This window comes from Pseudoalteromonas sp. Angola-4, assembly GCF_028599265.1.
Classification (GTDB): Bacteria; Pseudomonadota; Gammaproteobacteria; order Enterobacterales; family Alteromonadaceae; genus Pseudoalteromonas; species Pseudoalteromonas atlantica.
In genome coordinates this window covers 465,173-489,214 of the sequence record NZ_JAQREK010000003.1, presented here as the reverse complement: position 1 = coordinate 489,214, position 24,042 = coordinate 465,173, and the positions used below count along the sequence as shown (strand labels likewise).

Sequence of the window (24,042 nt, the reverse complement as noted above, 5' to 3'; positions counted from 1 at the left end):
TATTACTCACGCAAAAGCTAATTATACAACCGCGAGCCGAAATTACACTTTATGGCAAAAACGATAAACAAAACGAACTTGGAAGTGGCCTATCAAGCAGCGCGATTGGCTTTAGGGTTCGTTATGAATTTACACGCCAGTTTGCGCCCTATATTGGCGTTGAATGGAGCAATAAATTTGGCAATACAGCCGACTATGCCACATCAAGTGGACAAAGTAGCAACAACACCGCATTTGTTGCGGGTATTAAATTTTGGTTTTAATCATTTTAAATAAGAGGTAATTATGAAGTTTTTTAATTCTGCAGTAGCCATTTTAGGTTTAGTGCTTACATTTTCCGCATCAGCGCATATATCACTCAAGCAATCAACACCTGCGCAAGAAGCCATGTTAATGAAAAGCCCAGAGCAACTTTCGTTAACTTTTGGTGGTGAAGTAAGGCTAGCAAAAGTCATCATCAAAGATGAAAAAAATAAATCAATAAACTTTGATTTCAAACCCAGCGCCACCCCAAGCACAGACTTTAATTGGTCATTACCGAGCCTAGCCCAAGGCACTTACACGGTTAAATGGACAGCACTGGGTGGTGATGGACATAAAATGACCGACACGTTTAGATTTATGGTACACAAAAGTGAATCGCATAAGATGATGCAAGAACAATCTAATACCCACAGCAAACATAATCATTAAGTAGCAACATAATGCAATTAAGTGAATGGTCAGTACTCTTACTATTATTAAAACTAGCAAGCTATATAGCAATTGCAGGGCTTGCGGGCACTTTATTAATGCGCTTTATGTGTGGCAACAGCAATGTTGCAGAGCATCACTTAATTAGCTTTTATCAGTTCTTAAAACGTTGGCAAATTACGTGTGTAGTTACAGGTAGTATTGCTGCACTTTTACAAGTACCAATAGAAGCTGGAGCAATGGCTGAATCAGGCTTTATGGGAATGTTTGACCCCTTTATGCTTGAAATTATTTGGCAATCAGTCATAGGTGACCAAGCAACGTTTAGAATACCAGCGCTTATTATTGCTCTAATTAGCGCATGTATGTGGAGTGTGGAATCAGATGATAACGTAGCAGGTTATAAAAACGGTGCCGTTATACTAATCATGCTTGGGTTTATCGCTTATAGCTTCACTTTTACTGGGCACAGTGCAAATGAAAATGGGTTAGTGAAAAGTATTTTAACCTTTCACCTTATTGCCATTGCGAGCTGGTTAGGGTCATTGTGGCCGCTTTACAAAAGCTGCACTTTACTACCTACCAGTGAAGTAAAGCGGTTAATGCATTACTTTGGTCAACTCGCTATTGTTATTGTATTTGTACTACTTATTTCGGGCTTAACTCTGCTCCTGCAGTACCTAGAGTCACTTTCTGCATTGTTTACATCAAATTATGGGCAACTAATTTTATTAAAGCTGTTACTCGTCAGCGCGATGCTGTTACTAGGTGCATGGCATAAGCTTTTTTTAGTCCCGCAAATCACTCAACAACACCATATAAGTATATTAAAACGCTCGATCACTGTTGAAATATTAATTGCCCTATTTGTACTTATTACAACAAGTGTATTTACAACACTTGTTGGTCCGCCTATTTAACGATTAATAAAAAAGGAAAATGTATGTTAATTAAATCCTTTAATTTAAAAATTTTATTGCTACTAATTTTTAGCACTGTTAGTTCTTTTACTGTTAGTGCACATGACGATGAAAAATATTCAAAAAAAGGCAAGGCCTTTGTCAATGTTGATAGCGAGGCTGCAAAAACAGTCAGCCTATTTCATGCATCTCTAAAACAAGGCAATCGCGAAGCTGCACGTAAATTACTGGCCGACGATGTCATCATTTTTGAAGGCGGAAGTGTTGAGCGTTCTGCAGATGAATACGCGAAACATCATATGATAGCGGATATGAAATTCTTAAGTGCTGTTAATAGTGAACTACTAGAGCATCAAGTTTACACAAATGGAGACATAGCTTACTCAATTTCAAGAAGTAAAACTCAAGGAAAGTACAAAGGAAAAGATATTAAGTCTATGGGAATGGAATCAATCACATTAAAAAACACCGATACAGGTTGGAAAATCACTCATATTCATTGGTCAAATTAAGGAGTTAACAATGCGAGTAATCTACATTACCTCAGCGTTATTTTTATCATTAACTATGTCATTTTCGGCGATAAGTATCTAAAAACAACATAAAGCATTAATAACTTATGAGAATTCAGAAAAACCTAAAATTGAGCTTACCGTTTATAAAAGTAATAATTGTGGATGTTGTAATAAGTGGATTGCTCATTTGAGCGAAAACAATATTCAAACAAAAGCAATTAACGTCAATGACATGGGGACGATTAAATCTCAGTATCAAGTAAAACCAAATATGCGGTCATGCCATACAGCCGTTTCAGCCGATGGATTTGTATTTGAAGGTCATGTTCCCGCCAAACATATAAAACAGTTTTTAGCTGAACAACATCCTGAAAAGACGATAGGGCTCTCTGTTCCCTCTATGCCTGCTGGTACGCCAGGTATGGAAATGGGCGATCGCTTTTATAAATATAATATTGAAATGCTTACGCACGATTTACAGCAGAATACTTATAAGCATATTAGCAAATACGCTGAGCAGTTTTAACACTTATGGCACAACTCTTGATGTAATATTAAACATTGATTCAATGATTAAATATATAGTGGGTTTACGCCTAATAACCTGTAAGAATTACCCATTGGTATAAATAATATACAAAGTAAATGATAAAAAGGAGCCATCTAATGTCGCAGTATTTAAAGTTTTTCTTAATGATAGCCACATCAACATTAGTCATGTTTGTACTGATGTATTTGAATACTTATCAGCTAAGTCATGTTTTTTTTAGTGAAACTCGTACTTATATGGCGCTTTATATGGGAGCCACGATGGCAGTGATAATGCTACTTTTCATGCTCAATATGTATAAAGATAAAAAGAAAAATATAACAGTACTCATTGCTAGTGTTACCGTATTTGCGGGAAGTTTATTTTTAGTTCGATCACAAGCGACTGTTGATGATAGCTCATGGATGTCGGCGATGATCCCACATCATTCAATTGCAATACTCACCAGTGAAAGGGCAAAAATCAAAGATAAGCGAGTCCAAGAGCTTGCAACAAATATTATTGAGGCACAGCGTCGTGAGATTAAAGAAATGCAGTGGTTACTAAAGGATATAGAGAAAAATGGCCTAGCAGAAACTCAGGAGCAAGCACAATCTAGGACCGTACCGGATTTTAATGCTAAGTAAAATTTTATACCAATACATAAAAGGGAGCTAAACATGAGTAAATCAGCCCAACTTTTTAGAATGGCCACAGATGAGCATATTTGTCCGTTTGGTTTAAAATCAAAAGACCTACTAGAGCGAGAGGGATATACAGTTGATGATCAGCTATTAACTTCTCGAGAGCAAACAGATGAATTTAAAAAACAACACAATGTAGAAACTACACCTCAAACATTTATTGATAATAAACGTATAGGTGGCTATGACGACTTACGCGATTACTTTGATAAGCCAAAAGCTGGGCAAGAAGGTACAACTTACACGCCCGTGATTGCGATTTTTTCGGTTAGTTTTTTGCTTAGTGTGGCATTTAGTTTTGCAGCGAATAATAGCTTATTATCAATGCAAACCGCTGAACTGTTTGTAGCCCTAACAATGGCAGTGTTAGCAATACAAAAGCTTCAAGACTTATTTAGCTTTACTAATTCATTTATAACCTATGACTTAGTCGCTATGAAAGTAGTCAGGTACGCCTATGTTTACCCGTTTTTAGAAGCATTTGTTGGCATTGGAATGATAGCCGGATTACCAGCCTATATTATTGCCCCTATTTCATTGTTCATAGGTGGGGTTGGTGCTGTTTCAGTGATAAAAGCAGTCTATATAGATAAACGAGAGTTAAAATGTGCGTGTGTAGGCGGTGACAGTAACGTACCACTAGGGTTTATCTCCCTAACAGAAAACCTGTTTATGATCGCTGCCGGTATTTGGATGTTTGTTAAGTAAACAACAGCTTTAATTTAAAAACATGATGATGTACTAGTGTGATTACCAAGGGATTATGTCGCTCTAATTACCGAGCGACTTTGTCGTAAATAGCATATCAGCTGTACTAGCTCATATCAGATCTTACAGTTTAAGTGAATAAGTTTAGACTTCATCAGGCAGACTGCTATGAGCGAGAAGCAGACGTCCATACAAACTCGTTTTTGGACAATAGTGAGTTAGCTAATATCCCAAAAAAGGGTTAAATAAGGTCGCGATGAGCGCATCGAGACTTAATCTTGTCCCTTTGGATTTTATAGTTATGTCTTCAGCTCATTGAGCGTAAGCAATCTTGATGAAAAGAGCTATTTGAGTAGCTGACAAGCCTAGTCTGTAACCAACTAAATGCAGCAGAAATCTCATCAAAGCCAGGGCTTCGCTCAGGTCTAGTCACCATTTTCTCGAAATCACCATAATAAGCTTCTTCGACAAGTTTCCAACTTATTTCAAACTCGTTGAAAGGCTGATTGAGACCTATGTCACTATTTATCCAAGGAATCTCAAATCTACCAGCATGATTAATATCATTCTGTACTGCTACCCCCATCATTTTAAAGAAAGAACAATCTGAGTTAGTGAATTCCTTTATTTCATTATGGCGCAACATTAATGTGATGTCGTAGAAGTGGCGAACCTTATCTTGTAGTAGATCTCTCGTAGATGCAGCCATCAAACCCAAAATCTTCTCACAGAGTGTTCGTTTCCAACACAACACATTAATCTCAAAATCCTGAAGGTTAAACTCTTCAATAATGTCAGAGTTTCCGCTTCTAATTGCCCATTCAGCAATTAGCGTTCTTACGGGCTTTTTCTCAATAGGTGATGGGGTTGTAAATGCATTGCACTCGATTAAAATCGTCTTTTGGACTTCACCAAGATCCTGATTGGGATCAATTAGTGGGAAGCGAACCCTTACTTTCTTGAACTTTGAGCCTGAATTAAATTGTTCCCCTGTCTCTTCAAGATCTTTGCTAGCATTTTTAACAACCCGCTTAACTACTCTCTTGATTTTATTGTCACCCCACTCCTTCTCCGGAATGATCGCTAAATCGATATCCTCTGAAAACCGAAAGAGCACTTTGTATATCTTTGAAAGTGATGTTCCACCTTTAAAAACAATGCAATCTTTATCCGAAGATTGTGATAAATTAAGCAGTGATTTTGTTAAGAAGTAATCCTTTTCAACATAAGCTTGAGGTACATTGAATTCAGCAGCTGTAAACCGTATTACTTGATCAAATACCTTTTGGTTTTTATCTTCATGTAGAATCAAAACGTAATATTCCATTCATCTTTATTTTTTATATACCGAGAAAGACTACCTAATCGATAATGGCTTCTTATGCTCAAGTCGCTCCTTATTTCAGAAAGAAACCCCTCAAAGTTTGCATCGTGTTTTTCTTGATAGTCATCTAGAATTGCACCGAACAGCGCCTTGGTTTTTTTATAACTTAGATGTTTATATAACTTTCTCAAATTCCTAGAGTCATCAACAATATGTTGTATATACTCCTCTAATGACTCAGATAAGCTGCGACCCTCAAAATCTTGAATTTTACTAATATTGTTTAAAATATATTCCAGTTCATATCTAGCAATGTCCTTTTCTCGTACTGTTTCTTTAGTACGTTTTACTTCAATTTTAATTCCATATGCATCAATATGATGGGGAGCATTCTTCGATGTTATGATAGTAACAACTGAAGGGACTTGAGTACTAAGCCCTTTCTTGTTGAACAAGCTAGGTCCCACTGTATAGCCAACCTTTCTTTTATTTCTGTATGTTAAAGCGTGGATTACTTCTCTATAGGATGGCGGCAAGTTACCAAATCTACTTTTTTCAACTTTATAAAATAATCCATCAGCAATCTTACCAATTGAACTATTATCATTTTTTTCATCTTTTTTAATGAAGTATGCAAGAGCCTTTGTTGTAGCAGATTTTGATTCTTTATACGCTTCAAGATCACTAACCAAAAAAACAGTGCCAGGCTTCATTTTTCGTATGTCAGACCTTACTTTTTCAGCTGTGGACATAATAAACCTCCGATTAACCTAACATCTATTATGAAGGCAGTACGTAAAAAATCAACCATCGAACCCAAGTATAGAACACACTACATTGATATGTAAGAAATAAAATGTACCATAACACCCCATATTATTTTCATATCCCTATTTTGGGAAGGTAGCGTTTCTTTGAATCACTATCAGTCTCGTCATCCTCTTTAGCTTTTAGCAAGCACCCTAGCTCATTTTGGGGCAGAAACGAGTGGGACTTCCGAGCTTTCATTAGATACCGGCTTATAATCTTAAAACATCCGTTTCTAGGGCTTCAAAGATAGTTATCGGAAATATACTTCTGCTTTTTGAAAGTGTTAACCTAGATAGCTATACGAGCCACTTTTCGGGGTCTTATTGGAGCTAAAGGGTAAATTCGTATCACTTTAGAAGCCTTTTCCGGCTCGGTCTTTAAGCTCATAAATCAAATTTTTCAATGGTTTGTTAATTACAAATTATTCACTAAAGTATTATTTTTCAGAATTATTTAAATAAAACCTATTGAACATCGGTTTTAATTTTGATTTAATACCTATCATTAATCGGTTTTAAATTGAGGCTCATATGAAGTTAGGTGAATTAGAAAAATTAGTACTTCAATATTTGTGGCAGCATAAGTCCTCAGATGTGAAGCAAGTCTATACCCATTTTGAAAAGCTACGTGGTGGAAGTCTGAATACTTACCAAAGCACGTTAGATCGTTTGTTTAAGAAAGAGCTTTTGTCTAGAGAGAAAATTGGCTATGCATTTCATTATCAGCCTAGAGTTGAAAGGCATGAGTTAATAGGCCAGCTTATTAAATCGGTAACAAGCGATTTTATAACTGAAGACGATAATAGCCTCATAGCAGCTTTTACTTCAATTTCTAAAGACTTCAATGTTGAGCAGTTGGATAAGTTAGAATCACTTATCGAAGCGCAAAAGCAAAAACTCAACAGTGAAAAAGAGTAGCTTAAAAATATGTCTGTTTTTTTTAATTTATTAGCTATCTTTTCAATTACTTTTATTGTGGCAAATGTCTCTTTGTCAGCAATTTTTTCGCTCCTTGGTCAGCAAATTATAAAAATTGAAGTTAAGTCCCGTAAGTTCTTGCTTTGGACAGTTGTATCATTGCCTTGGGCCCTCAGCTTTGTACCAGCAATTTTAATACTTCAGGCCTACCACACCGGGGATAGCCTATATGATTTTGCTTTTTTACATTGGCACCATATGACTCATTTTGAATGGTTTAGCTGGCATGGCTTTACCGTTGGCGTTGCGCTGTCTTTCGTAATGTATGTCTTAATAAGTCAAGGGCGCCTTTTATGGAACCACAAAAGAGAAATCGAATCATTGATGTGCTTTTCAAAGAATATAGAAACGGATATATATCAAATAGAATCAGATAATGCATCTGCATTTACGAGTGGTTTCTTTACGAAAAAGTGCTTTGTCACTACTGCCCTTATTGAGCAAACCACTTGTGAAGAGTACGACGTAGTTATTAAACATGAAAGGGCACATATTGCGATAAATGATCCTGCGAAGAAGTGGCTTTTTACCCTGTTATGTTTATTTTTTATAAAACCGATAGCACAAAGGCTGAAGCTACATATGATTTTAGCAATGGAGCAAGAAGCCGACAACGCAGTAATAAAAAGCGGTACTTCAAAACTATTTGTGGCCAGTACACTAGTAAAAGTTGCTAAGCTTAATGCGCAAAGCGATCTATTAAAAAATAAAAGCTTAGTGGTAAATTTTGGTGCGGATGTACTAGAGCAGCGTATATATTTTCTGCTTGATAAATTGAAGCTTGAACCAATTCACAAAGGTATAACATTTTCGTTAGTTATGGTTTTAGTGATTGTTTCTTCAGCTTCAATCGATGGTATTCATCACTTTATGGAAACCTTCTTTGGTCACTAAGTGGCTTATTTTTTTTAAGTTTAAAACCGATCTAAGGTCGGTTTTATGGGTAGTAAGTCTAAAAGGGTAAACTTATGTTTTTTAGAAAAAATCCAACTAAAAAACCGATTGTAAGTCGGTTTTTTAGGGTGTTTAGTTGTATCGGTTTGTTTAGCGTTACGTTATCTGCTCATGCAAAAAATACAATTTCATTAAATGAAGCGATAGGTTTGTCGCTTAAAAAGCATCCAGAACTAAGGTCTTACATTTATAAAAAAGAATCGGCATTAGCATTAGTTGAACAAGCAAGTGTTGGCACTCCTATGATAGTTAACGCTTTAGCTGAAGATGCGTTTGGTACAGGCAGTTACTCGGGAGTTAAGGGCCTACAAACTACACTCAGTATTTCTTGGCTGTTAGAAAAAGACCACATTGACTCGCGAGTAAAGTTGGCAAATACCAAGGTATCGTCTGCGTCTATTGAACAACAAGTCAAAGCGATTGATGTTGCATCAGAGACGGCTCGTATCTATATCAAGTTGCTTTCACAGATTATGAAATTGGATTTGGCAAAATTAGCACAGAGACAATCTCAACAAGCTCTCGAGCAAATTAAACGTAAAGTTAAAGCAGGTAGCTCTTTTGTTGTTGATGAGTTAAGAGCAAAAGCTGCGCTATCACTAGTTGAATTAGAAGTGGAAGATTTAGCGCATGAAATAGAAGCTTCTAAGTCTCAACTTGCAGCACAGTGGGAAGGAAATACTCGTTTTGCAGTCAATGGTAATTTAGCGAATATTCCAAGCTTAAAGGACTTAAATACCGCTTTAGAAGGTTTAAAGGCTAATCCACAGCTAAAACGTTTTTTGATTGAACAAGATGTGATGCAATCCGAAATTGACTTGGCGATTGTCGAACAAAAACCATCATGGTCGATTTCTACTGGTATTAGAAGAAATGAAGCGGTAGATGACTTTGCATTTACTGCTGGGATCTCAATTCCACTAGGAGGAAATAATAGAAATAGAGGTCAAATATCTTCTCTTCAAGCTAAGCAAAACCAAAGTAAAGCTAAATCAGATGCGCTTTATCAGCGTATTTCAACACAAGCATTATTGCTGACTCATAAACTTAAACACAATCGTCATGTTATAGACGCTTTAACAAACAAATCTATTCCATACCTTGAAGAAGCTAGCAAAAAGGCAGAAGAAGCATATCGCCTCGGCAGCTATCGTTATACCGATTGGCACGTCGTACAACAAGAGTTAGTGAAAGCACAATCGGACTTGATTGATGCGTATACCAATATTCAGTTATTTAATATCGAATTAGAACGATTAACAGGCACATCTGTGTCAATGTAAGAGAGAAAATGATGAAACTTAAATCTATTGCCGCTGTAATTGCGTTGACTCAAATAGGGTTAGGGCTATCTATGTATAGCCCTGTGACATGTGCACAAAATAATGTTGAAGCTGTACAAGAAGTAGAAAAAGGACCTAATAATGGTCGTATGCTTCGTAATGGTGACTTTGCTATCGAGCTTGCCATTTTTGAAACGGGAGTACCACCAGAGTTTCGTGTTTTTGTAACTAAGGCTGGGAGCGCTATAAACCCAAACGATGTTGATTTAAACGTTAAACTTTCTCGTTTAGGAGATGGCACTGACAATATTAACTTCTATGTTGAGAACAATTATCTTCGTGGTGACATGGAAATTTATGAGCCGCACTCGTTCCTCGTGACAGTAAAGGCAAAGTATAAAGGTAAAACTTATCAGTGGTCTTATGACAATTACGAAGGCCGTACACAAATAGCTGATGTCATGGCTGAGTCAATGGGGATTGAAACAGAAATTATTGCTAGTCGAGAAATGGAAGAGCGCTTAAAGGTTTATGGCGAGCTTACTCTGCCACCAAATGCTATTCGCAATATCTCAGCACGTTTTCCGGGCGAAATTAAATCGCTTAATACTGAGTTAGGTAAGCCGGTTAAAGAGGGGCAGGTTTTGATGACTATAGAGGCAAATGAAAGCTTACAACTATATAAAGTGATTGCGCCAATAGATGGTGTGGTTACATCACAAAACGTCGGTATCGGTGAGCAATCTTCTGGTCGAACTTTATTAACCATTACTAATACCAAAAAGCTAGTTGCTGAGTTAAATGTTTACCCTATGGATCAGGGCAAGATCACATTAGGTACTGAAGTAGATATTCATATTCCGGGCTATAAAGATGCAGTAAAGACATCACTATCAGACACACTTTACCAATTGACCTCTGAACAAGCCAAAGTCTATCGCGCTGTTATCGATAATTCAGATAACCAATTTAGCCAAGGTCAGTTTGTTACAGGACAAGTTTTAGTAGATAGCTATACCGTTGATATGGCGGTTAAAGCAGAAAGCTTGCAAGGCTTTCGTGACTTTACGGTAGTTTACGGAAAGTTCGAAGACCAATACGAAGTGCGTATGTTAGAGATCGGTCGCAAATCAGGCCAATGGGTAGAAGTACTTAGTGGTATTCCTTTAGGAACGGAATATGTGACAACGAATAGTTACATCATTAAAGCTGACATTGAAAAGTCTGGCGCATCACACGACCACTAAGGAATTGAAGATATGTTGGATTCGATTTTAAAATTTTCCATAGAGCGAAGCAAATTAATACTCATTTTTGTTTTTGCTGTCGGTATGTTGGGCGTTTGGAACTTTCAAAAACTGCCCATCGATGCTGTACCTGACATTACCAATGTTCAGGTAGTTATTAATACAGAAGCGTCCGGCTATACCCCTCTGGAAGTAGAGCAAAGGGTGACATTCCCGCTTGAAACAGCTCTATCAGGTGTGCCAAACCTTGAATATACTCGTTCAGTCTCACGGTACGGCCTATCTCAAGTAATTGCTATATTTACAGATGAGACTGACATTTATTTTGCAAGGCAGTTGGTTAACGAGCGTTTAGGCGCCGCTAAATCTGAGCTCCCTTTTGGCTTAGAGCCTGAATTAGGCCCTATTTCTACTGGGCTTGGGGAAATCTTTATGTTTACGGTTGATGCGCGTGAAGGGGCAACAAACAAAGATGGTAGTGAGATCACTCCTACAGATCTAAGAACTGTTCATGACTGGGTTATCCGTCCGCAGCTTATGCAAGTTGAAGGCGTTGTCGAGGTAAACCCTATCGGTGGATATGAGCGTGAAATACTTATCGCCTTGAACCCTGATAAGTTATTAATGTTCGGCCTTTCTCAGCAGAATTTAATTGAAGCTATTAATCAACATAACCAAAACAAAGGGGCTGGGTTTATAGAGAAAAGTGGTGCGCAATGGTTGATTCGTTTACCGGGGCAAATTGAAACTGTTGAGCAACTAGCAAATATTCCTTTACCGTCATCTAGTGGCCGAGTTATTCGTGTTAAAGACGTTGCTGAGGTAACCGAAGGCAAGGAGCTTCGCTCTGGTGCGGCGACACAAGATGGTCGCGAAGTCGTATTAAGTACTGTTTTCATGTTAATAGGCGAAAATAGCCAAAAGGTTGCCAAAGGCGTTGGTGAAAGATTAAAAGAGATTAATAAATCTCTACCTGAGGGTATTGTTGTTAATGCCGTTTATGACCGAACTAAATTGGTTAACAAAACTCTCGATACAGTAAAAATGAACCTTATTGAAGGTGCTATCTTGGTTATTGTTGTGCTGTTTTTGCTGCTAGGTAATTTTAAAGCTGCATTTTTAACAGCGCTTGTAATTCCTTTTGCCATGCTTATGACTGTAACAGGCATGATCCAAACTCGTACCAGTGCTAACTTAATGAGTTTAGGGGCGCTTGATTTTGGTTTACTTGTAGATGGTGCCATTATCATTGTTGAAAACTGCCTTCGCCGTTTAAGCCAAGCTTCTAATGGTAACGCATTGCCAGTAAAAGAACGCTTACTGCTTGTGTACGAAGCCACACGAGAAGTGATCCGTCCAGCACTGTTTGGTGTCTTTATTATCACTGCTGTGTACCTTCCCATTTTTGCTTTAACGGGTGTAGAAGGGAAAATGTTCCACCCTATGGCGATTACCGTTGTAATTGCGCTGGTTAGTGCAATGATCCTATCGGTCACCTTCATACCTGCTGCAATCGCATTAACCTTCAAAGGTAAAGTCGTTGAAAAAGAAAACGTGATCATGAAAGCCAGTGTTTCATTTTACAAGCCTATTTTATCCTTGGTACTAAAAGCTCGATGGGTGGTGGTAATTGGTGCTGTTGCTTTAGTTTCTGTTGCCGGTGTTATGAGTACTAAGTTAGGTAGCGAGTTTGTACCAAATTTAGATGAAGGTGATATTGCTATGCACGCTTTACGTATACCTGGCACGTCGCTTACCCAATCTATTGAAATGCAAAAGGTGCTAGAAGACAGAATAAAGTCATTACCTGAGGTTGAACGCGTTTTTGCAAAAGTGGGGACGCCAGATGTTGCAACGGACGCTATGCCACCGAGTGTAGCCGATAATTTTATAATTCTGAAACCTCGTAGTGAATGGCCTGATCCAGATAAACCTAAAGCAGATTTTGTTAAAGAGCTCGAAGCTTTAGTAACACCAGTTCCGGGAAACCGTTACGAGTTTTTACAACCGATTCAAATGCGCTTCAATGAATTATTAGCAGGAGTACGTGCTGAGCTTGCTATTAAGGTGTTTGGAGACGATTTTGATACGTTAACGGAGCTTGGGAAAGCGCTTGAAAAGTCGATTCAAGGTGTTGAAGGCATTCGTGATATTCAAGTTGAGCAAACTAAAGGTTTACCTGTATTAACTTTCGACCCTAAACGTGAACAATTAGCATTGTATGGTTTGAGTATTTCTGATTTTCAAAATCAAGTTGCTGTTGCTATGGGAGGTGAGATTGCAGGTAAGTTTTACGACGGTGATAAGCGCTTCGACATAGTGGTTCGTTTACCAGAGGAGCAAAGACAAGATGTAGATGCTCTTTCACAGCTACCAATTACCTTGCCAAGCGGTGGCTATCTACCACTACAGGAATTAGCGAATGTCGAAATGGCTCTAGGCGTAAATCAAGTGAATCGTGAGAATGGTAAACGCAGAGTTGTGGTTACAGCTAATGTTCGCGGACGAGATTTAGGTAGCTTTGTTAAAGATGTGCAACAAGCCATAGATGCTAATGTTCAATTGCCTGCTGGTTATTGGATTGAGTATGGCGGCACATATCAAAAACTACAATCAGCTTCGCAAAGATTAAGCATAGTTGTTCCCGTAACATTAGTCTTAATTATTGGTTTGCTATTACTTGCATTAGGTTCATTGAAAGATTCATTGATTATATTTACAGGCGTGCCACTGGCATTAACAGGTGGAATATTCGCCTTAATAGTTCGTGACATTCCATTCTCTATTTCAGCGGCAGTAGGCTTCATTGCTTTATCGGGTATAGCGATATTAAACGGCCTAGTCATGGTTTCCTTTATTAGAGATCTCGTTAAGAAAAACTATGATTTAGAAACTGCCATTATTAAGGGGGCTTTAACCAGATTAAGGCCAGTTTTAACCACTGCATTAGTCGCTTCACTAGGGTTTATACCTATGGCGTTAAATACGGGTATTGGCTCAGAAGTGCAAAGGCCGTTAGCTACTGTCGTAATAGGAGGAGTGATTTCTTCAACAATCTTAACGTTATTTGTTCTACCTGCGTTATATCGTCTATTGCATTCAAAAGACGAAAGCCTGGCTGAGCAAAATGACAATCAATTACTAGAAAATAAAGGGTAAATAAATGTTTGGAAAATTCAAACTTTCTTATTTGCTGTACCCGTTATTGATTCTACTGTCGATGGCTTCAATTGAAGCCTTCGCACATGGGGTTGATGATAGTACACGCAACTTTTTACAAAATAATACGGGTGTGCAAGTTCTGCCGTTTATATACATAGGCGCAAAGCACATGGTAACGGGCTATGATCACCTGTTGTTCTTAGTCGGTGTATTGTTTTTCTTACGCAGCAGTCGAGACGTTTTACTTTATGTCAGTATGTTCACGATTGGGCACAGCTTAACGTTAATGGGTGGAGTACTTGCCAATATTCAAGTTAATGCTTATCTAATCGACGCAATCATCGGCTTATCAGTTGTTTACAAAGGCTTTGATAACTTAGGTGGATTCAAACACTTCTTTGGAAAGCAACCAAATCCTAAAAAAGCGGTGCTTATTTTTGGCCTGTTCCACGGGTTTGGTCTAGCAACCAAAATTCAAGAATTTGAGTTGCCGTCGCAAGGGCTTGCTACAAACTTATTATCTTTCAATATTGGTGTTGAAATTGGTCAATTCTTAGCTTTGGCGTTTATTCTTCTAGCTATTAATTTTTGGCGTCAATTCGAAAGCTTCAACCGTTTTGCCAAAGCTACAAATACAGCATTAATGTGTGGTGGCTTCATGTTAGTTGGTATGCAACTAACCGGATATTTTGTTAGTTAATTATTATGAGATATATATTTATGGAATCAAATAAAACCAGTCGCTTATTAATCAAAGCGACAATTCTTTCATTCTTGGTAGCGATAATTACACTTGTTTTATTCATTTTGCCAGCGGAGTACAACATTGACCCTACTGGTATTGGTGAAAAGCTTGGCTTAACGGTATTTAATGATGAGGCTTCAACGCCCTCAGCGCAACAGTACTCTGATGGTGAACAAGACTCTGTGATCCTTACTGTTCCCGCAGGTGAAGGTATCGAGTACAAACTTGATATGAAGCAATTTCAAAAAGCAACCTATGAATGGACAACTGATGGCGCAGAGTTATTTGTTGATTTACATGGAGAGCCTAAAGGAGACACTACAGGCTATTTTGAATCATATGCAATTGCCACAGTAAATGAGATGAAAGGTAGCTTTACAGTCCCATTTGATGGTTCTCATGGTTGGTATTGGAAAAATACAACTAAACAAGATATTAGCATTCAACTTATCTTCAATGGCGATTACGTTATTGAAGGTCTTAAATAAACTTTAATAAGGAAACAAAATGAAAGTACTAATTAAACTAGCTGCAATTACAATAATTGTATTTACTACTTCTGTAATGGCTCATTCTGAAGGTCATGGAAAGGTTGAAAAAAGTAAAATTATACAAGCAGCTCAAACCTCTGCTAAAGCTTTAACATTTAAAGATAAAGGGATGTCAGTTGGCAAACTAGATAGCTCTTGGAACAAAGTTACTAAGGACAACTTTACTGTTGTAGAGGAAACTCGTGATGCTGTTCTGCTGAAAGCGACAAATGCGCAGAATAATCAAACGCTTCTATTTATCGTAAGTAAAGCTGGCAAAGTTATGGATGTTAAAGATGAAAAAATGTTCAAGAACGAACATGGTCATTCACATTAATTTCTAAACTCAGTTGAAGATGGTAAATGCAGAAAATAATAGCTGCATTTACCGACTTATCTTTGTATGTATTATAGAGCGAGAAGCAGACGTCCATACAAACTCGTTTTTGGACAAAAGTGTTTTAGAACGAAGTAGTAGAAATTCCCTAAACGATGGTCGCTAATTGCTTTAATACAAATAGCTGACTAAATTTGTTCCTTGAACTACATGTAATTTAATACCCATTCTTGTCGAAAAAATGCATCATTGAAGGAATAAAATATAAAAACTTATGTGTAAGGATACCTATGACAATAGCAAATCAAATAAGAAGCAAGTTACTTGAGTTGGAAGGGGGGGGGTTTCAAAGATTATGTGATGACTGGTTGCATCGCAAAGGATATGAAAACATCAACTCTATAGGAATGATGGATACAACAGATAGAGTAACCAAAGGTACTCCTGACTGTTTATTTATTCAGCCTGATGGGTATTACGTGTTTTCAGAATATACAGTCCAACAGAATCGCCTTGCTGCAAAGCTTGAAGATGACATTAGCAAGTGTTTCGACGAACAAAAAACAGGCATTAAAAGTGAGCAAATAAGCGAAATTATAATTTGTTATTTAGGAAATTTAACAACTCACGAAATCAATCATTTAAAAAGCTCATGCCAGAAAAGAAACGTAAGACTTAGCCTAAATGGGCTCGATTCAATATCTTTAAGCATCCAAAATTGCTACCCCGTTTTATCAGAACAACATTTAGGATTAGCACTTGATACAGGGCAATTACTTTCCGTAAATGACTTCATCAATAGGTATGGGAAAAACAATCTCACAACACCAATAGACAATAAGATACTGTTCCAAAGTAACGCTATTGATAAAAGTTTAGAACAGTTACGTCTTTCGCGATTACTACTTGTTTCAGGGGCCGCTGGAGTTGGTAAAACGCTATTTTCTGTCAATCTTGTAAGAACAATGCAGAAAAATAACCCAGCCTTAAAAGTGTATTGCTTATTTGACAAAGGTGCCGATTTAATAAGAGATATTACTGCACATTTTAGTGAACCTGGTGATTACTTAATATTTGTCGATGATGCTAACCGTCTGGATAGCAGGCTTGACTACATATTGCATTATTTGAACGAAAATGATGGAAACAGAACATTTCGTATTGTTGCCACTGTTAGAGATTACGCACGTGACTCAGTACTTACCCAAGCCAGTAAGTTCACCGAGGCTCAAGAACAAACAATTCAACCTTTGACAGATGAACAAATCAAAGAATTAGTAGTTGAGTTATTCGACATAAAAAACGGCGAATATCAACAACGAATTCAAGAAATATCAGGTGGGAACGCTAGATTGGCAATGATGGCCGCTAAAGTTGCTGTTGAGACAAATCAAATTCAATCTATACAGAATGTTGCATCACTATACGACGACTATTTTAGTCAAAATGAAAACATCAGAGAAGTAGTTGAAGATGACAAACTAATGACTGCTGCTTGTGCAATTTCATTCTTTCGAAAGATAGACAAGTTAAATGAGTCGCATATGGAGTGGCTGCAAAATTCATTTGGAATTTCACCAGAAGAATTTTGGGGGTATGTAGAACTTCTGCATAGAAAAGAATTAGTAGACTTGTATGAAGATGAAGTAGTTAAAATTTCAGACCAAGTACTATCTACCTACTTTTTTTACTTATCTGTATTCGAGAAAAAAGTCATATCATTTTCGTTGATAGTCCATCATTTTTATCCTGACTTTAAAAGAACCATAGTTGATGCCTTAAACCCTGTTATTAACTCTTTTGATCACAAGAAAATAGTCACTGAAATTAGATCGGAAATTGAAGGGATATTTAAAGAAATATCAAACTTTGGTGATTTAAAAAGTTCAATTGAATTCTTAAATTCATTTTGGTTTGCCCTCCCTACTGAAACCTTAATTTTTGCCAATAAACTGATATCTGAGATGCCAATAGTTGATGAGTCTTGGGAAGATGAAGCCTTTGAAGAAGCTAAAACAGATGAAAACGATTACTCTTTAGTGTCCTTACTTAGCAGTTTCAGGAATTATGGTGATGATGAATTCAAAATGTCTTTTGATTTGCTACTGCAATATCTCTCAAAGAGCAAGGAGTCTCTTGGCTTTGTAATCAAAACGCTTACAGATAGATATAACTTTAAACCTGATGATATGCGCTATGGATACTATGTTCAGGATTATGTTGTTGATACGTTAGTAGAACGAATTGAAAATGGTGATAATTATCTATTTTCAAGGGTATTTATTGTTTTAGCCAAATCTTTTTTAAAGGTAGAGCATAGTGAACATAGATGGGGACGCGGTAACACAATAACTATGGTTACATATAGACTTTCACCCGACGAATATCTAACTCCAATTAGGCAAAAGATATTTAAAAACTTAACTGCACTGATGCTCTTACCCGACTATGAACAATTAATTCAAGATATTTTTCAAGAATTAATAAGTCGGCTAAGGGTTGAAGGAAATGAAATGGCAGAAGCCGACTTGCCATTTATTACAGAGTTCTTTATTTCCAATTTAGACCCAAAAAACACGTTACATTGCCTGACCATGCGAGACCTTTGTGATCATTTAGATGCTCTTGAGATTAAGTTCCCTTCCAAATGGCGTGTTGATTTCAACAATTCAACAATCGAGTTGTCGAATCTGCTTTTAGAGAATAGGCATGAAATGCGTATGCTAGATATGGGTTACGAAGAATATCACCAGTATCGCCACCAATGTTTTGTTGATTACTTTTCAGATACAACAGTTGAAAAATTTAGTGAATTTATGAGTCAGTGTGTTTCCTTACAGAACTCACTTTCTGGCAGAGAACGGGATTATTCACTCAAAGTTGGCATTGAAATGAGTTTTAAAGCAATAGCCGAAAACCATCATGATCAAATCAAGGAGATTGTATCTATATATTTTGACTATGATGATATATTTAACATTCACCCTGGCTCATTAATATTCAACCTATTCAAGACGTTAAGAAGTTCTCAAGTATGGGAGTTAATAGACAGCAAATCATACCGTTGGAAGAAGAATTGGCGTTCTTTCTATTTTTCAATGTTACCAGAAGATGACATTAATGAAGATGAAACGCATTCGCTACTAACTCATCTAAACGAAACACCTAGTAATGAACTACCAACTTGGCTAGATTTTTTATCTAAGTACCAAGCTATAGATAAAGAAATTTATGTGAAAGTTGTACGTTTGTTAGTTGAAAAGTCAGAAGATGATAAAAACTACGCGGCCTCATTACGTCAGTTATTTAATAAAGATTACGAGTTATTTGGCAACTGGTTTGAGGTTTTTAAATCAGATACCCAATTAGTGTTTTCTGCGTATTTAGCGGCATTCAAAAATGAGAGGTATTGTGACTATAAAGGTGAAGCTTTAGCTCTACTGACCGAAGAAGAACCAAGTTTCATGAATAAAATAGTTGACTATATTTACGAAAATGAACGCTACCCTGATGAGCACACAAGCATGCCTGAGTTAACTTTTTTATGGGAAAGAGATAATTACTTAGATGCAGTAGAGCAATATGGTAAATATGTATACATCAAAGAGCAAAACTCTTACGGCTTTGAAGGTAATATTTTTATTAAATTATTTTCAAAAGAAAAAGGAAGATCCGAGCCTGACGAATTAATGGTCAAAAAGCAGGATTTTATAAAACATACGGTTCGAAATAACATTGACGATATTGGTTATATTTGTTTTATATTCAAAGCAGCAAATTGTATGGGACAGAGCTTTAGGCGTGAGTTGTTAGGTATCTTCCTACAACACAATAAAAAAATTGATGACTTTAAAAAGCTTGAGTATGAGCCAACGAGTAGAAGCTGGTCAGGAAGCCAAGTCCCCACACTGGAAAAAGAAAAGAATTATCTTATCACGCTATTATCTTTGTTAAATTCTGTTGATTTATTAGAACATCGTTCAAATATCGAAAAACGCATAGAGTATAAAACAAAGTATATTGAGTCTGAGAAAAAACGTGATTTCTTGGAAAGTCGGCAATAATCCAACGTATTCTATTGTGTAAGCCGAACTTTGTTTTAGGACTTGTTTGAATATTCAGTCTACCAAAATGCAATATGAGTTTTTAGTAACTCGTTTTGGGGCAAAAACGAGCTACGATTGAAGGTCAGCTGGCACAGAGCCGAACTTCGTCAAAGAGCGATCAGCAGACGTTGAGGTTGGCTAAAAATCGTAGTTACTTGGTTGGTCAAACTGCTCTTTGCGCGTATATTCATGAAAATAAGCGACGCGCGCATATTGTTCTATTAAACTTTACTTTAAAGCTTTAAAAAACTTAGTAATAGTAATACCTTAGTTTATTTGTTAAAACTATATAATGTAGAAAAATGAGCGTAGCGTCGGCAAAAATATGCGCGATGAGCGCACTATTAAATTGTTAGCATTCAAGTCAGGTTTGGAGAAACAATGAAGTTTATCTTATCAATTACAGGGTTCTTATTATTAGCTGGTTGTGCAACGGGCTATCAGGCACATACATGGTCAGGTGGCTACAAAGATAAAGCGCTAGGCGAAAACCACTATTATGTTGAATATTTAGGTAATGGCACAAACTCCACTGAGACAGTGAACATATACTGGGATATGCGCGCAAAGGAATTATGTCCAAATGGTTACACTGAAGTAACTTCAGAATTGGGCAAAAATAACTCCTTTGCAGCCGGAACTGCTGGTGTTTCATTTGATCACCCTTGGAAAAAAGCGGAAATTAAGTGTAATTAAATGCTAACAAGCACTTCAAACGGAAAAAATACAGCTGGCTGTTTTCACTCCGTTCAACATTTTAGCCAGCTATATTTTTCCGCTTAAGCGGGCGTTATAAGTTCATGGAGTGATATGGCTACTATTGAGCAAGTTTTGCAAAGAACAGAAGATACTCTTTTAACAGCCAAACATGGTTACGAAGACTTACTTTCTGGTGATAAATCAAGAAGGTTCACTGGTTTGCGAAATTTAATAGTCTTCGGACGTTCAGTGACTTTTGTGCTTCAAAATTTACGTTCAACAGTTGGTAAGGAGCGCTTTGATATTTGGTATGAGCCTCAACAAGAATTAATGAAATCAGATTTGGTTTTAAAATATTTTGTGAAACTGAGAAATGATTTGGAGAAACAAGGGAAACTCCCTGTTTCAACATCAGCACATATTAGTAACTTTTCATCGAATACTTTAGATAAGTATCAAAAACCACCAGGTACAGTGGGTTTCTTTATTGGTGACCAAATGGGGGGAAGTGGTTTTGAAGTTGAGTTACCTGACGGTTCAAAAGAAAAATATTATGTTGAACTACCTTCGGATGTTGCATCTGTGACTCAACATTTTAATGAATTACCTGTTCCTGAAGATGATGAACTAAAAAACAAAACAATAGAAGAATTGTCTGGTTATTTTATCTCAAAATTAGAATTACTCTTAGATAATGCTCGTAAAGAGTTTATTGGTCATCAAGTTAAAATCGTAAACGGTAAAAGATTGCCAACATACTTGAGAGTGGTGAAATAGAACTTATAACAAGCCAATCAAGCAGGACAATGCTCCTCACCCGTTTTAGTGTCCGCAATTGGCACAGAGCAGACCGCCGGTAATTATTGAGTGATGCAATCCACGGCTATAACTGACCAAGAATAGAAGTTCTTTATGTAATGAAAAATAAAGATGCGCTGTCGCTCCTCTGGCAAGCATCGGCCTAAATAAACTCTACCTCGAAGTAAACCCGATTAGCTTTCGTATAACAGATAGGCAAATTACCACTTCAAATCACTTACTGTAATAGATGTTTTCAAGCGATTTCTCGTTGTTTAAGAAATTTACCTAATAAAAAACATAATTATTTTTAGAGTGTAATTTAGTTAATAAATCTCAATTTAAGTGCCATATTTCATTATAAATCAACAAGTTCTCAACGCGCCGTGAATTCTCGATTTAAGTGGCACTGATCAATTTTTTTGAAAAATAACTAATTTTACCCCACAAACAATTGATAACCATTATTGTTTAGATTAATATGCACCTACTAAATGAAATTGAGAGTAGTTTGTATTCATGTATATTTGTCTTTGTCACGGGGTCACCGATAAAAAAATTGAGCAAACAATTGACGATGGTGCAACTACCATGCGTGAATTAACTAAAGAGCTTAAAGTAGGCAGCCAATGCGGTAAGTGTTGTTGTTGTACTAAAAAGATCCTAAATCGCAAACTTATTGAGATTGCAGATATTACCGATCAAGTCGCTTAATTCGTTATTACAAAATTCAGATACAAAATTCAGATACAAAATTCAAATACAAAAAAAGCAGCTTATAAAGCTGCTTTTTTATGACCTAAATTTACCTTACAGTTGAGACTGTAAGTAATTTTCAAGCCCTGTATTTTGAATAAGTAGTTGCTGGGTTTCTAGCCAGTCAATTTGTTCTTCCTGCTCGTTCAAAATATTGTCGAGTGCTTCACGGCTAATATAATCTTTTTTGTTTTCAGCTAATTTAATTGCACTGCGCAAATCATCAATTGTATCAAGCTCAAAGCTCATATTTGCGGCAATCATTTCTTCGCTGTTTTCGCCAATGCGTAAACGGCCTAGGTCTTGTAAGTTAGGTAAGCCTTCTAAAAATAAAATACGTTCGATTAAACGATCGGCGTTTTTCATTTTTTGAATTGAAACTTTGTAGTCTGCTTTATCAAGCTGGCTAAAACCAAAATCTTTAAACATGCGGGCATGCAAAAAGTATTGGTTAATACCCACAAGCTCATTAGCGAGCACTTTATTTAAAGCTGCTATAACGTCTTTATCGCCTTTCATACTTTATGCTCCTTACTCGCCCATTTGTGCTTGGTGGTAGTTTTGCGTACCAATTTTATCAATTAGACCAAGTTGTTGCTCTAACCAATAAACGTGATCTTCCTCGGTATCAAATAATAGCTTTTCTAACACTTCGCGAGACTGATAATCTTGCTGCTCTTCACAAATAGCAATTACCTCTTTAACACATGCAACTACTTCAAGCTCTAGTGTTAAGTCGTTTTGCATCATGCTTTTTACATCGTTACCAATTAAAAGGTCACGGCGTTTAGTCATGTTAGGCACGCCTTCTAAAAACAAGATGCGTTTGATTAGCCAATCAGCATGATCTTTTTCTTCTTCCATTTCATGGTTAAGGCGTACATATAATTTATCTAAACCCCAGTCATCATACATGCGTGAATGAATAAAATACTGGTCAATTGCGGCTAACTCATTGGCTAGCAAAGTATTAAATGCATCGATTACTTTTTGATTACCTTTCATGATAAATCACCTTAACTATTTTAATTGTGCACAGTGTAGTTAAATTTGCGTATTTTGCAAGTTTTTCTATAAAAATCATTAATTTACAATTGGTTTTGATTCTTATTTAAGTTTGCGTTATTGCTTGGTTTATGTACAGTTTTGCATTTTCATCTAACAGGTAATGCTATACCCACTTGTGCCGTTTACACCATAAATAAACACCACTGAGTATAAAAAATGCTAACGACAGTGATATTAAAAGCCATACAAATTTTACAATCGGCCCTGCAAATGCGCCAGTATGAAACACATATTTAAAGTTCCATACATGGGTGACTGCATTTGCTTTACTGGCATCATACGCGCTAAGCACTTTAGCGTTGTATGGATTTACCCACACCCAGCTATAAGCATGGCTTTCTCTTGGGTTTTGTAGGCGTAAAGCGATTGGGTCATTGTGCTTTTTAGGTAAGTAAATACGATACAAAATCCCCTCAGGAAATACATCAAGGGCTTTATTTATTGCTTGGTCGTAGTTAATACTTGCTGTTGATTTTGCTATCACTGTGGGCGCTTTAGGCCTATTTTGTACTTGAGAAAATGCCACGGTTTCTACTAATGTTTTGGTCGCGCTTTTCCAATTAAAGGTGATACCTGTAAAGGCTATAAGCAATAGCGGTAATAAAACATAAACACCAAGCACGGTGTGTAGCTGATACATAAGTACTTTAAATTTGGCTTTAGGTTTAATCGCCAGTCGTTTTAGGCGGTTTTTAGGCTTTACCCATAAATAAAAACCCACTAACACATTTATTATTAATAATAGGGCGCATACAGAGACCACGTTTTTTAGTGGCTTTTCACCAAAGGCTGTTTCAAATAATAGCCAGCGATGCAAAGCAAGGGTAAAACCATACAGCGTGTCATTTGTTTGGTATTGAAAAATTACTTTGCCTGTATACGGGTTCACACTGGCGTTACTGCCATCACCTAATCTAAATTGCCAGCTGGCATTAGGATTACTAAGGGGCATAAAGCGGGTGATTTTTTTATCTGTTTGCTGCTGTACTGCGCGGATTAACTCTGCGTGGCTAAGCGTTTTGGTTTGTGGTTCTACCTGCCATTTATCGGGCTGAATATAATATTGTATGTCATTTGCATAAAGTAAAATGGCGCCGCTAATACTGAGTATTAACAAAAAAAGGCCACTTAGTAAGGCAAGGTATAAGTGAATTCGACGTAACCAGATTTTCAAAAG

Annotated in this window: 24 protein-coding genes; 19 read left to right on the top strand and 5 right to left on the bottom strand. The window is 36.9% G+C overall.

The features are described 5' to 3' along the window. The 7 genes from PSH48_RS06920 to PSH48_RS06890 form a co-directional block, all read left to right on the top strand. Nucleotides 1–263 (top strand): copper resistance protein B (locus PSH48_RS06920; RefSeq protein WP_273611190.1); only part of this gene is annotated, 263 nt, incomplete at its 5' end. Nucleotides 264–285: 22 nt separating this feature from the next. Further along, on the top strand, nucleotides 286–693 hold the full coding sequence (locus PSH48_RS06915; RefSeq protein ID WP_008109924.1) for a copper resistance CopC family protein: 408 nt from the start codon (nucleotides 286–288) through the stop codon (nucleotides 691–693). 11 nt (nucleotides 694–704) lie between these two features. Beyond that, nucleotides 705–1,613 (top strand): copper resistance D family protein, encoded by a 909-nt coding sequence (locus PSH48_RS06910; RefSeq protein WP_273611189.1) that lies wholly within the window; start codon nucleotides 705–707, stop codon nucleotides 1,611–1,613. Between the two features lie 23 nt (nucleotides 1,614–1,636). Continuing rightward, nucleotides 1,637–2,125, top strand: coding sequence for a YybH family protein (locus PSH48_RS06905; protein ID WP_008109928.1), 489 nt, complete (start codon nucleotides 1,637–1,639; stop codon nucleotides 2,123–2,125). 190 nt (nucleotides 2,126–2,315) lie between these two features. Continuing rightward, nucleotides 2,316–2,654, top strand: a complete 339-nt coding sequence (locus PSH48_RS06900; RefSeq protein ID WP_273611188.1) for a DUF411 domain-containing protein — start codon at nucleotides 2,316–2,318, stop codon at nucleotides 2,652–2,654. 140 nt (nucleotides 2,655–2,794) lie between these two features. Next, on the top strand, nucleotides 2,795–3,304 hold the full coding sequence (locus PSH48_RS06895) for a DUF305 domain-containing protein (protein WP_064387011.1): 510 nt from the start codon (nucleotides 2,795–2,797) through the stop codon (nucleotides 3,302–3,304). 33 nt (nucleotides 3,305–3,337) lie between these two features. Then, complete coding sequence (locus PSH48_RS06890) at nucleotides 3,338–4,069, top strand: glutaredoxin (protein ID WP_273611187.1); 732 nt, start codon at nucleotides 3,338–3,340, stop codon at nucleotides 4,067–4,069. Between the two features lie 307 nt (nucleotides 4,070–4,376). Here the strand turns inward: PSH48_RS06890 and PSH48_RS06885 are convergent, their stop codons facing one another. Together PSH48_RS06885 and PSH48_RS06880 are read right to left on the bottom strand one after the other, a co-directional pair. After that, entirely contained in the window at nucleotides 4,377–5,396 is a 1,020-nt protein-coding gene (locus PSH48_RS06885) for a nucleotidyl transferase AbiEii/AbiGii toxin family protein (RefSeq protein ID WP_273611186.1), read from the bottom strand. Beyond that, entirely contained in the window at nucleotides 5,378–6,145 is a 768-nt protein-coding gene (locus PSH48_RS06880; RefSeq protein WP_273611185.1) for a DUF6088 family protein, read from the bottom strand. The genes PSH48_RS06885 and PSH48_RS06880 overlap by 19 nt, the downstream gene beginning before the upstream one ends. A 588-nt stretch (nucleotides 6,146–6,733) precedes the next feature. Here PSH48_RS06880 and PSH48_RS06875 point away from each other — a divergent pair. The 12 genes from PSH48_RS06875 to PSH48_RS06820 all read left to right on the top strand — a co-directional run bounded on the left by PSH48_RS06875 (nucleotide 6,734) and on the right by PSH48_RS06820 (nucleotide 21,755). Next, entirely contained in the window at nucleotides 6,734–7,120 is a 387-nt protein-coding gene (locus tag PSH48_RS06875) for a BlaI/MecI/CopY family transcriptional regulator (protein WP_273605398.1), read from the top strand. A gap of 9 nt (nucleotides 7,121–7,129) precedes the next feature. Continuing rightward, nucleotides 7,130–8,074, top strand: coding sequence for a M56 family metallopeptidase (locus PSH48_RS06870; protein WP_273605399.1), 945 nt, complete (start codon nucleotides 7,130–7,132; stop codon nucleotides 8,072–8,074). A 74-nt stretch (nucleotides 8,075–8,148) separates the two neighbouring features. Further along, entirely contained in the window at nucleotides 8,149–9,417 is a 1,269-nt protein-coding gene (locus PSH48_RS06865; protein ID WP_273605400.1) for a TolC family protein, read from the top strand. A gap of 11 nt (nucleotides 9,418–9,428) precedes the next feature. Further along, the gene (locus PSH48_RS06860) at nucleotides 9,429–10,664 is read left to right on the top strand and encodes an efflux RND transporter periplasmic adaptor subunit (protein ID WP_273611194.1); all 1,236 of its coding nucleotides are present in this window, start codon (nucleotides 9,429–9,431) and stop codon (nucleotides 10,662–10,664) included. A 12-nt stretch (nucleotides 10,665–10,676) separates the two neighbouring features. Next, nucleotides 10,677–13,823 carry an efflux RND transporter permease subunit gene (locus tag PSH48_RS06855; protein ID WP_273605401.1) on the top strand — a complete coding sequence of 1,049 codons (3,147 nt, stop codon included), beginning with the start codon at nucleotides 10,677–10,679 and terminating at the stop codon, nucleotides 13,821–13,823. A gap of 61 nt (nucleotides 13,824–13,884) precedes the next feature. Continuing rightward, the gene (locus PSH48_RS06850) at nucleotides 13,885–14,526 is read left to right on the top strand and encodes a HupE/UreJ family protein (RefSeq protein WP_128081081.1); all 642 of its coding nucleotides are present in this window, start codon (nucleotides 13,885–13,887) and stop codon (nucleotides 14,524–14,526) included. Between the two features lie 20 nt (nucleotides 14,527–14,546). Beyond that, nucleotides 14,547–15,059 carry a hypothetical protein gene (locus tag PSH48_RS06845; protein WP_273611184.1) on the top strand — a complete coding sequence of 171 codons (513 nt, stop codon included), beginning with the start codon at nucleotides 14,547–14,549 and terminating at the stop codon, nucleotides 15,057–15,059. Nucleotides 15,060–15,078: 19 nt separating this feature from the next. Next, entirely contained in the window at nucleotides 15,079–15,438 is a 360-nt protein-coding gene (locus PSH48_RS06840; RefSeq protein WP_273605403.1) for a DUF6488 family protein, read from the top strand. A 290-nt stretch (nucleotides 15,439–15,728) separates the two neighbouring features. Continuing rightward, nucleotides 15,729–19,502: a DNA replication protein gene (locus PSH48_RS06835; RefSeq protein WP_273611183.1), complete on the top strand. Its 3,774-nt coding sequence runs from the start codon at nucleotides 15,729–15,731 to the stop codon at nucleotides 19,500–19,502. Between the two features lie 423 nt (nucleotides 19,503–19,925). Next, nucleotides 19,926–20,240: a CC0125/CC1285 family lipoprotein gene (locus PSH48_RS06830; RefSeq protein WP_273611182.1), complete on the top strand. Its 315-nt coding sequence runs from the start codon at nucleotides 19,926–19,928 to the stop codon at nucleotides 20,238–20,240. 114 nt (nucleotides 20,241–20,354) lie between these two features. Then, nucleotides 20,355–21,020 (top strand): hypothetical protein, encoded by a 666-nt coding sequence (locus tag PSH48_RS06825; RefSeq protein WP_273611181.1) that lies wholly within the window; start codon nucleotides 20,355–20,357, stop codon nucleotides 21,018–21,020. A gap of 540 nt (nucleotides 21,021–21,560) precedes the next feature. Then, the gene (locus PSH48_RS06820) at nucleotides 21,561–21,755 is read left to right on the top strand and encodes a (2Fe-2S)-binding protein (RefSeq protein ID WP_004588794.1); all 195 of its coding nucleotides are present in this window, start codon (nucleotides 21,561–21,563) and stop codon (nucleotides 21,753–21,755) included. A gap of 96 nt (nucleotides 21,756–21,851) precedes the next feature. Here PSH48_RS06820 and bfr (PSH48_RS06815) read toward each other — a convergent pair whose 3' ends face one another. The 3 genes from bfr (PSH48_RS06815) to PSH48_RS06805 form a co-directional block, all read right to left on the bottom strand. Further along, entirely contained in the window at nucleotides 21,852–22,316 is a 465-nt protein-coding gene (gene bfr, locus PSH48_RS06815; RefSeq protein ID WP_004588793.1) for a bacterioferritin, read from the bottom strand. A gap of 12 nt (nucleotides 22,317–22,328) precedes the next feature. Beyond that, a complete protein-coding gene (gene bfr, locus PSH48_RS06810; RefSeq protein ID WP_024031963.1) occupies nucleotides 22,329–22,802 on the bottom strand; it encodes a bacterioferritin in 474 nt (157 codons plus the stop codon). 166 nt (nucleotides 22,803–22,968) lie between these two features. Next, nucleotides 22,969–24,039, bottom strand: coding sequence for a PepSY-associated TM helix domain-containing protein (locus PSH48_RS06805; RefSeq protein WP_273611180.1), 1,071 nt, complete (start codon nucleotides 24,037–24,039; stop codon nucleotides 22,969–22,971). Nucleotides 24,040–24,042: the final 3 nt, after the last annotated feature.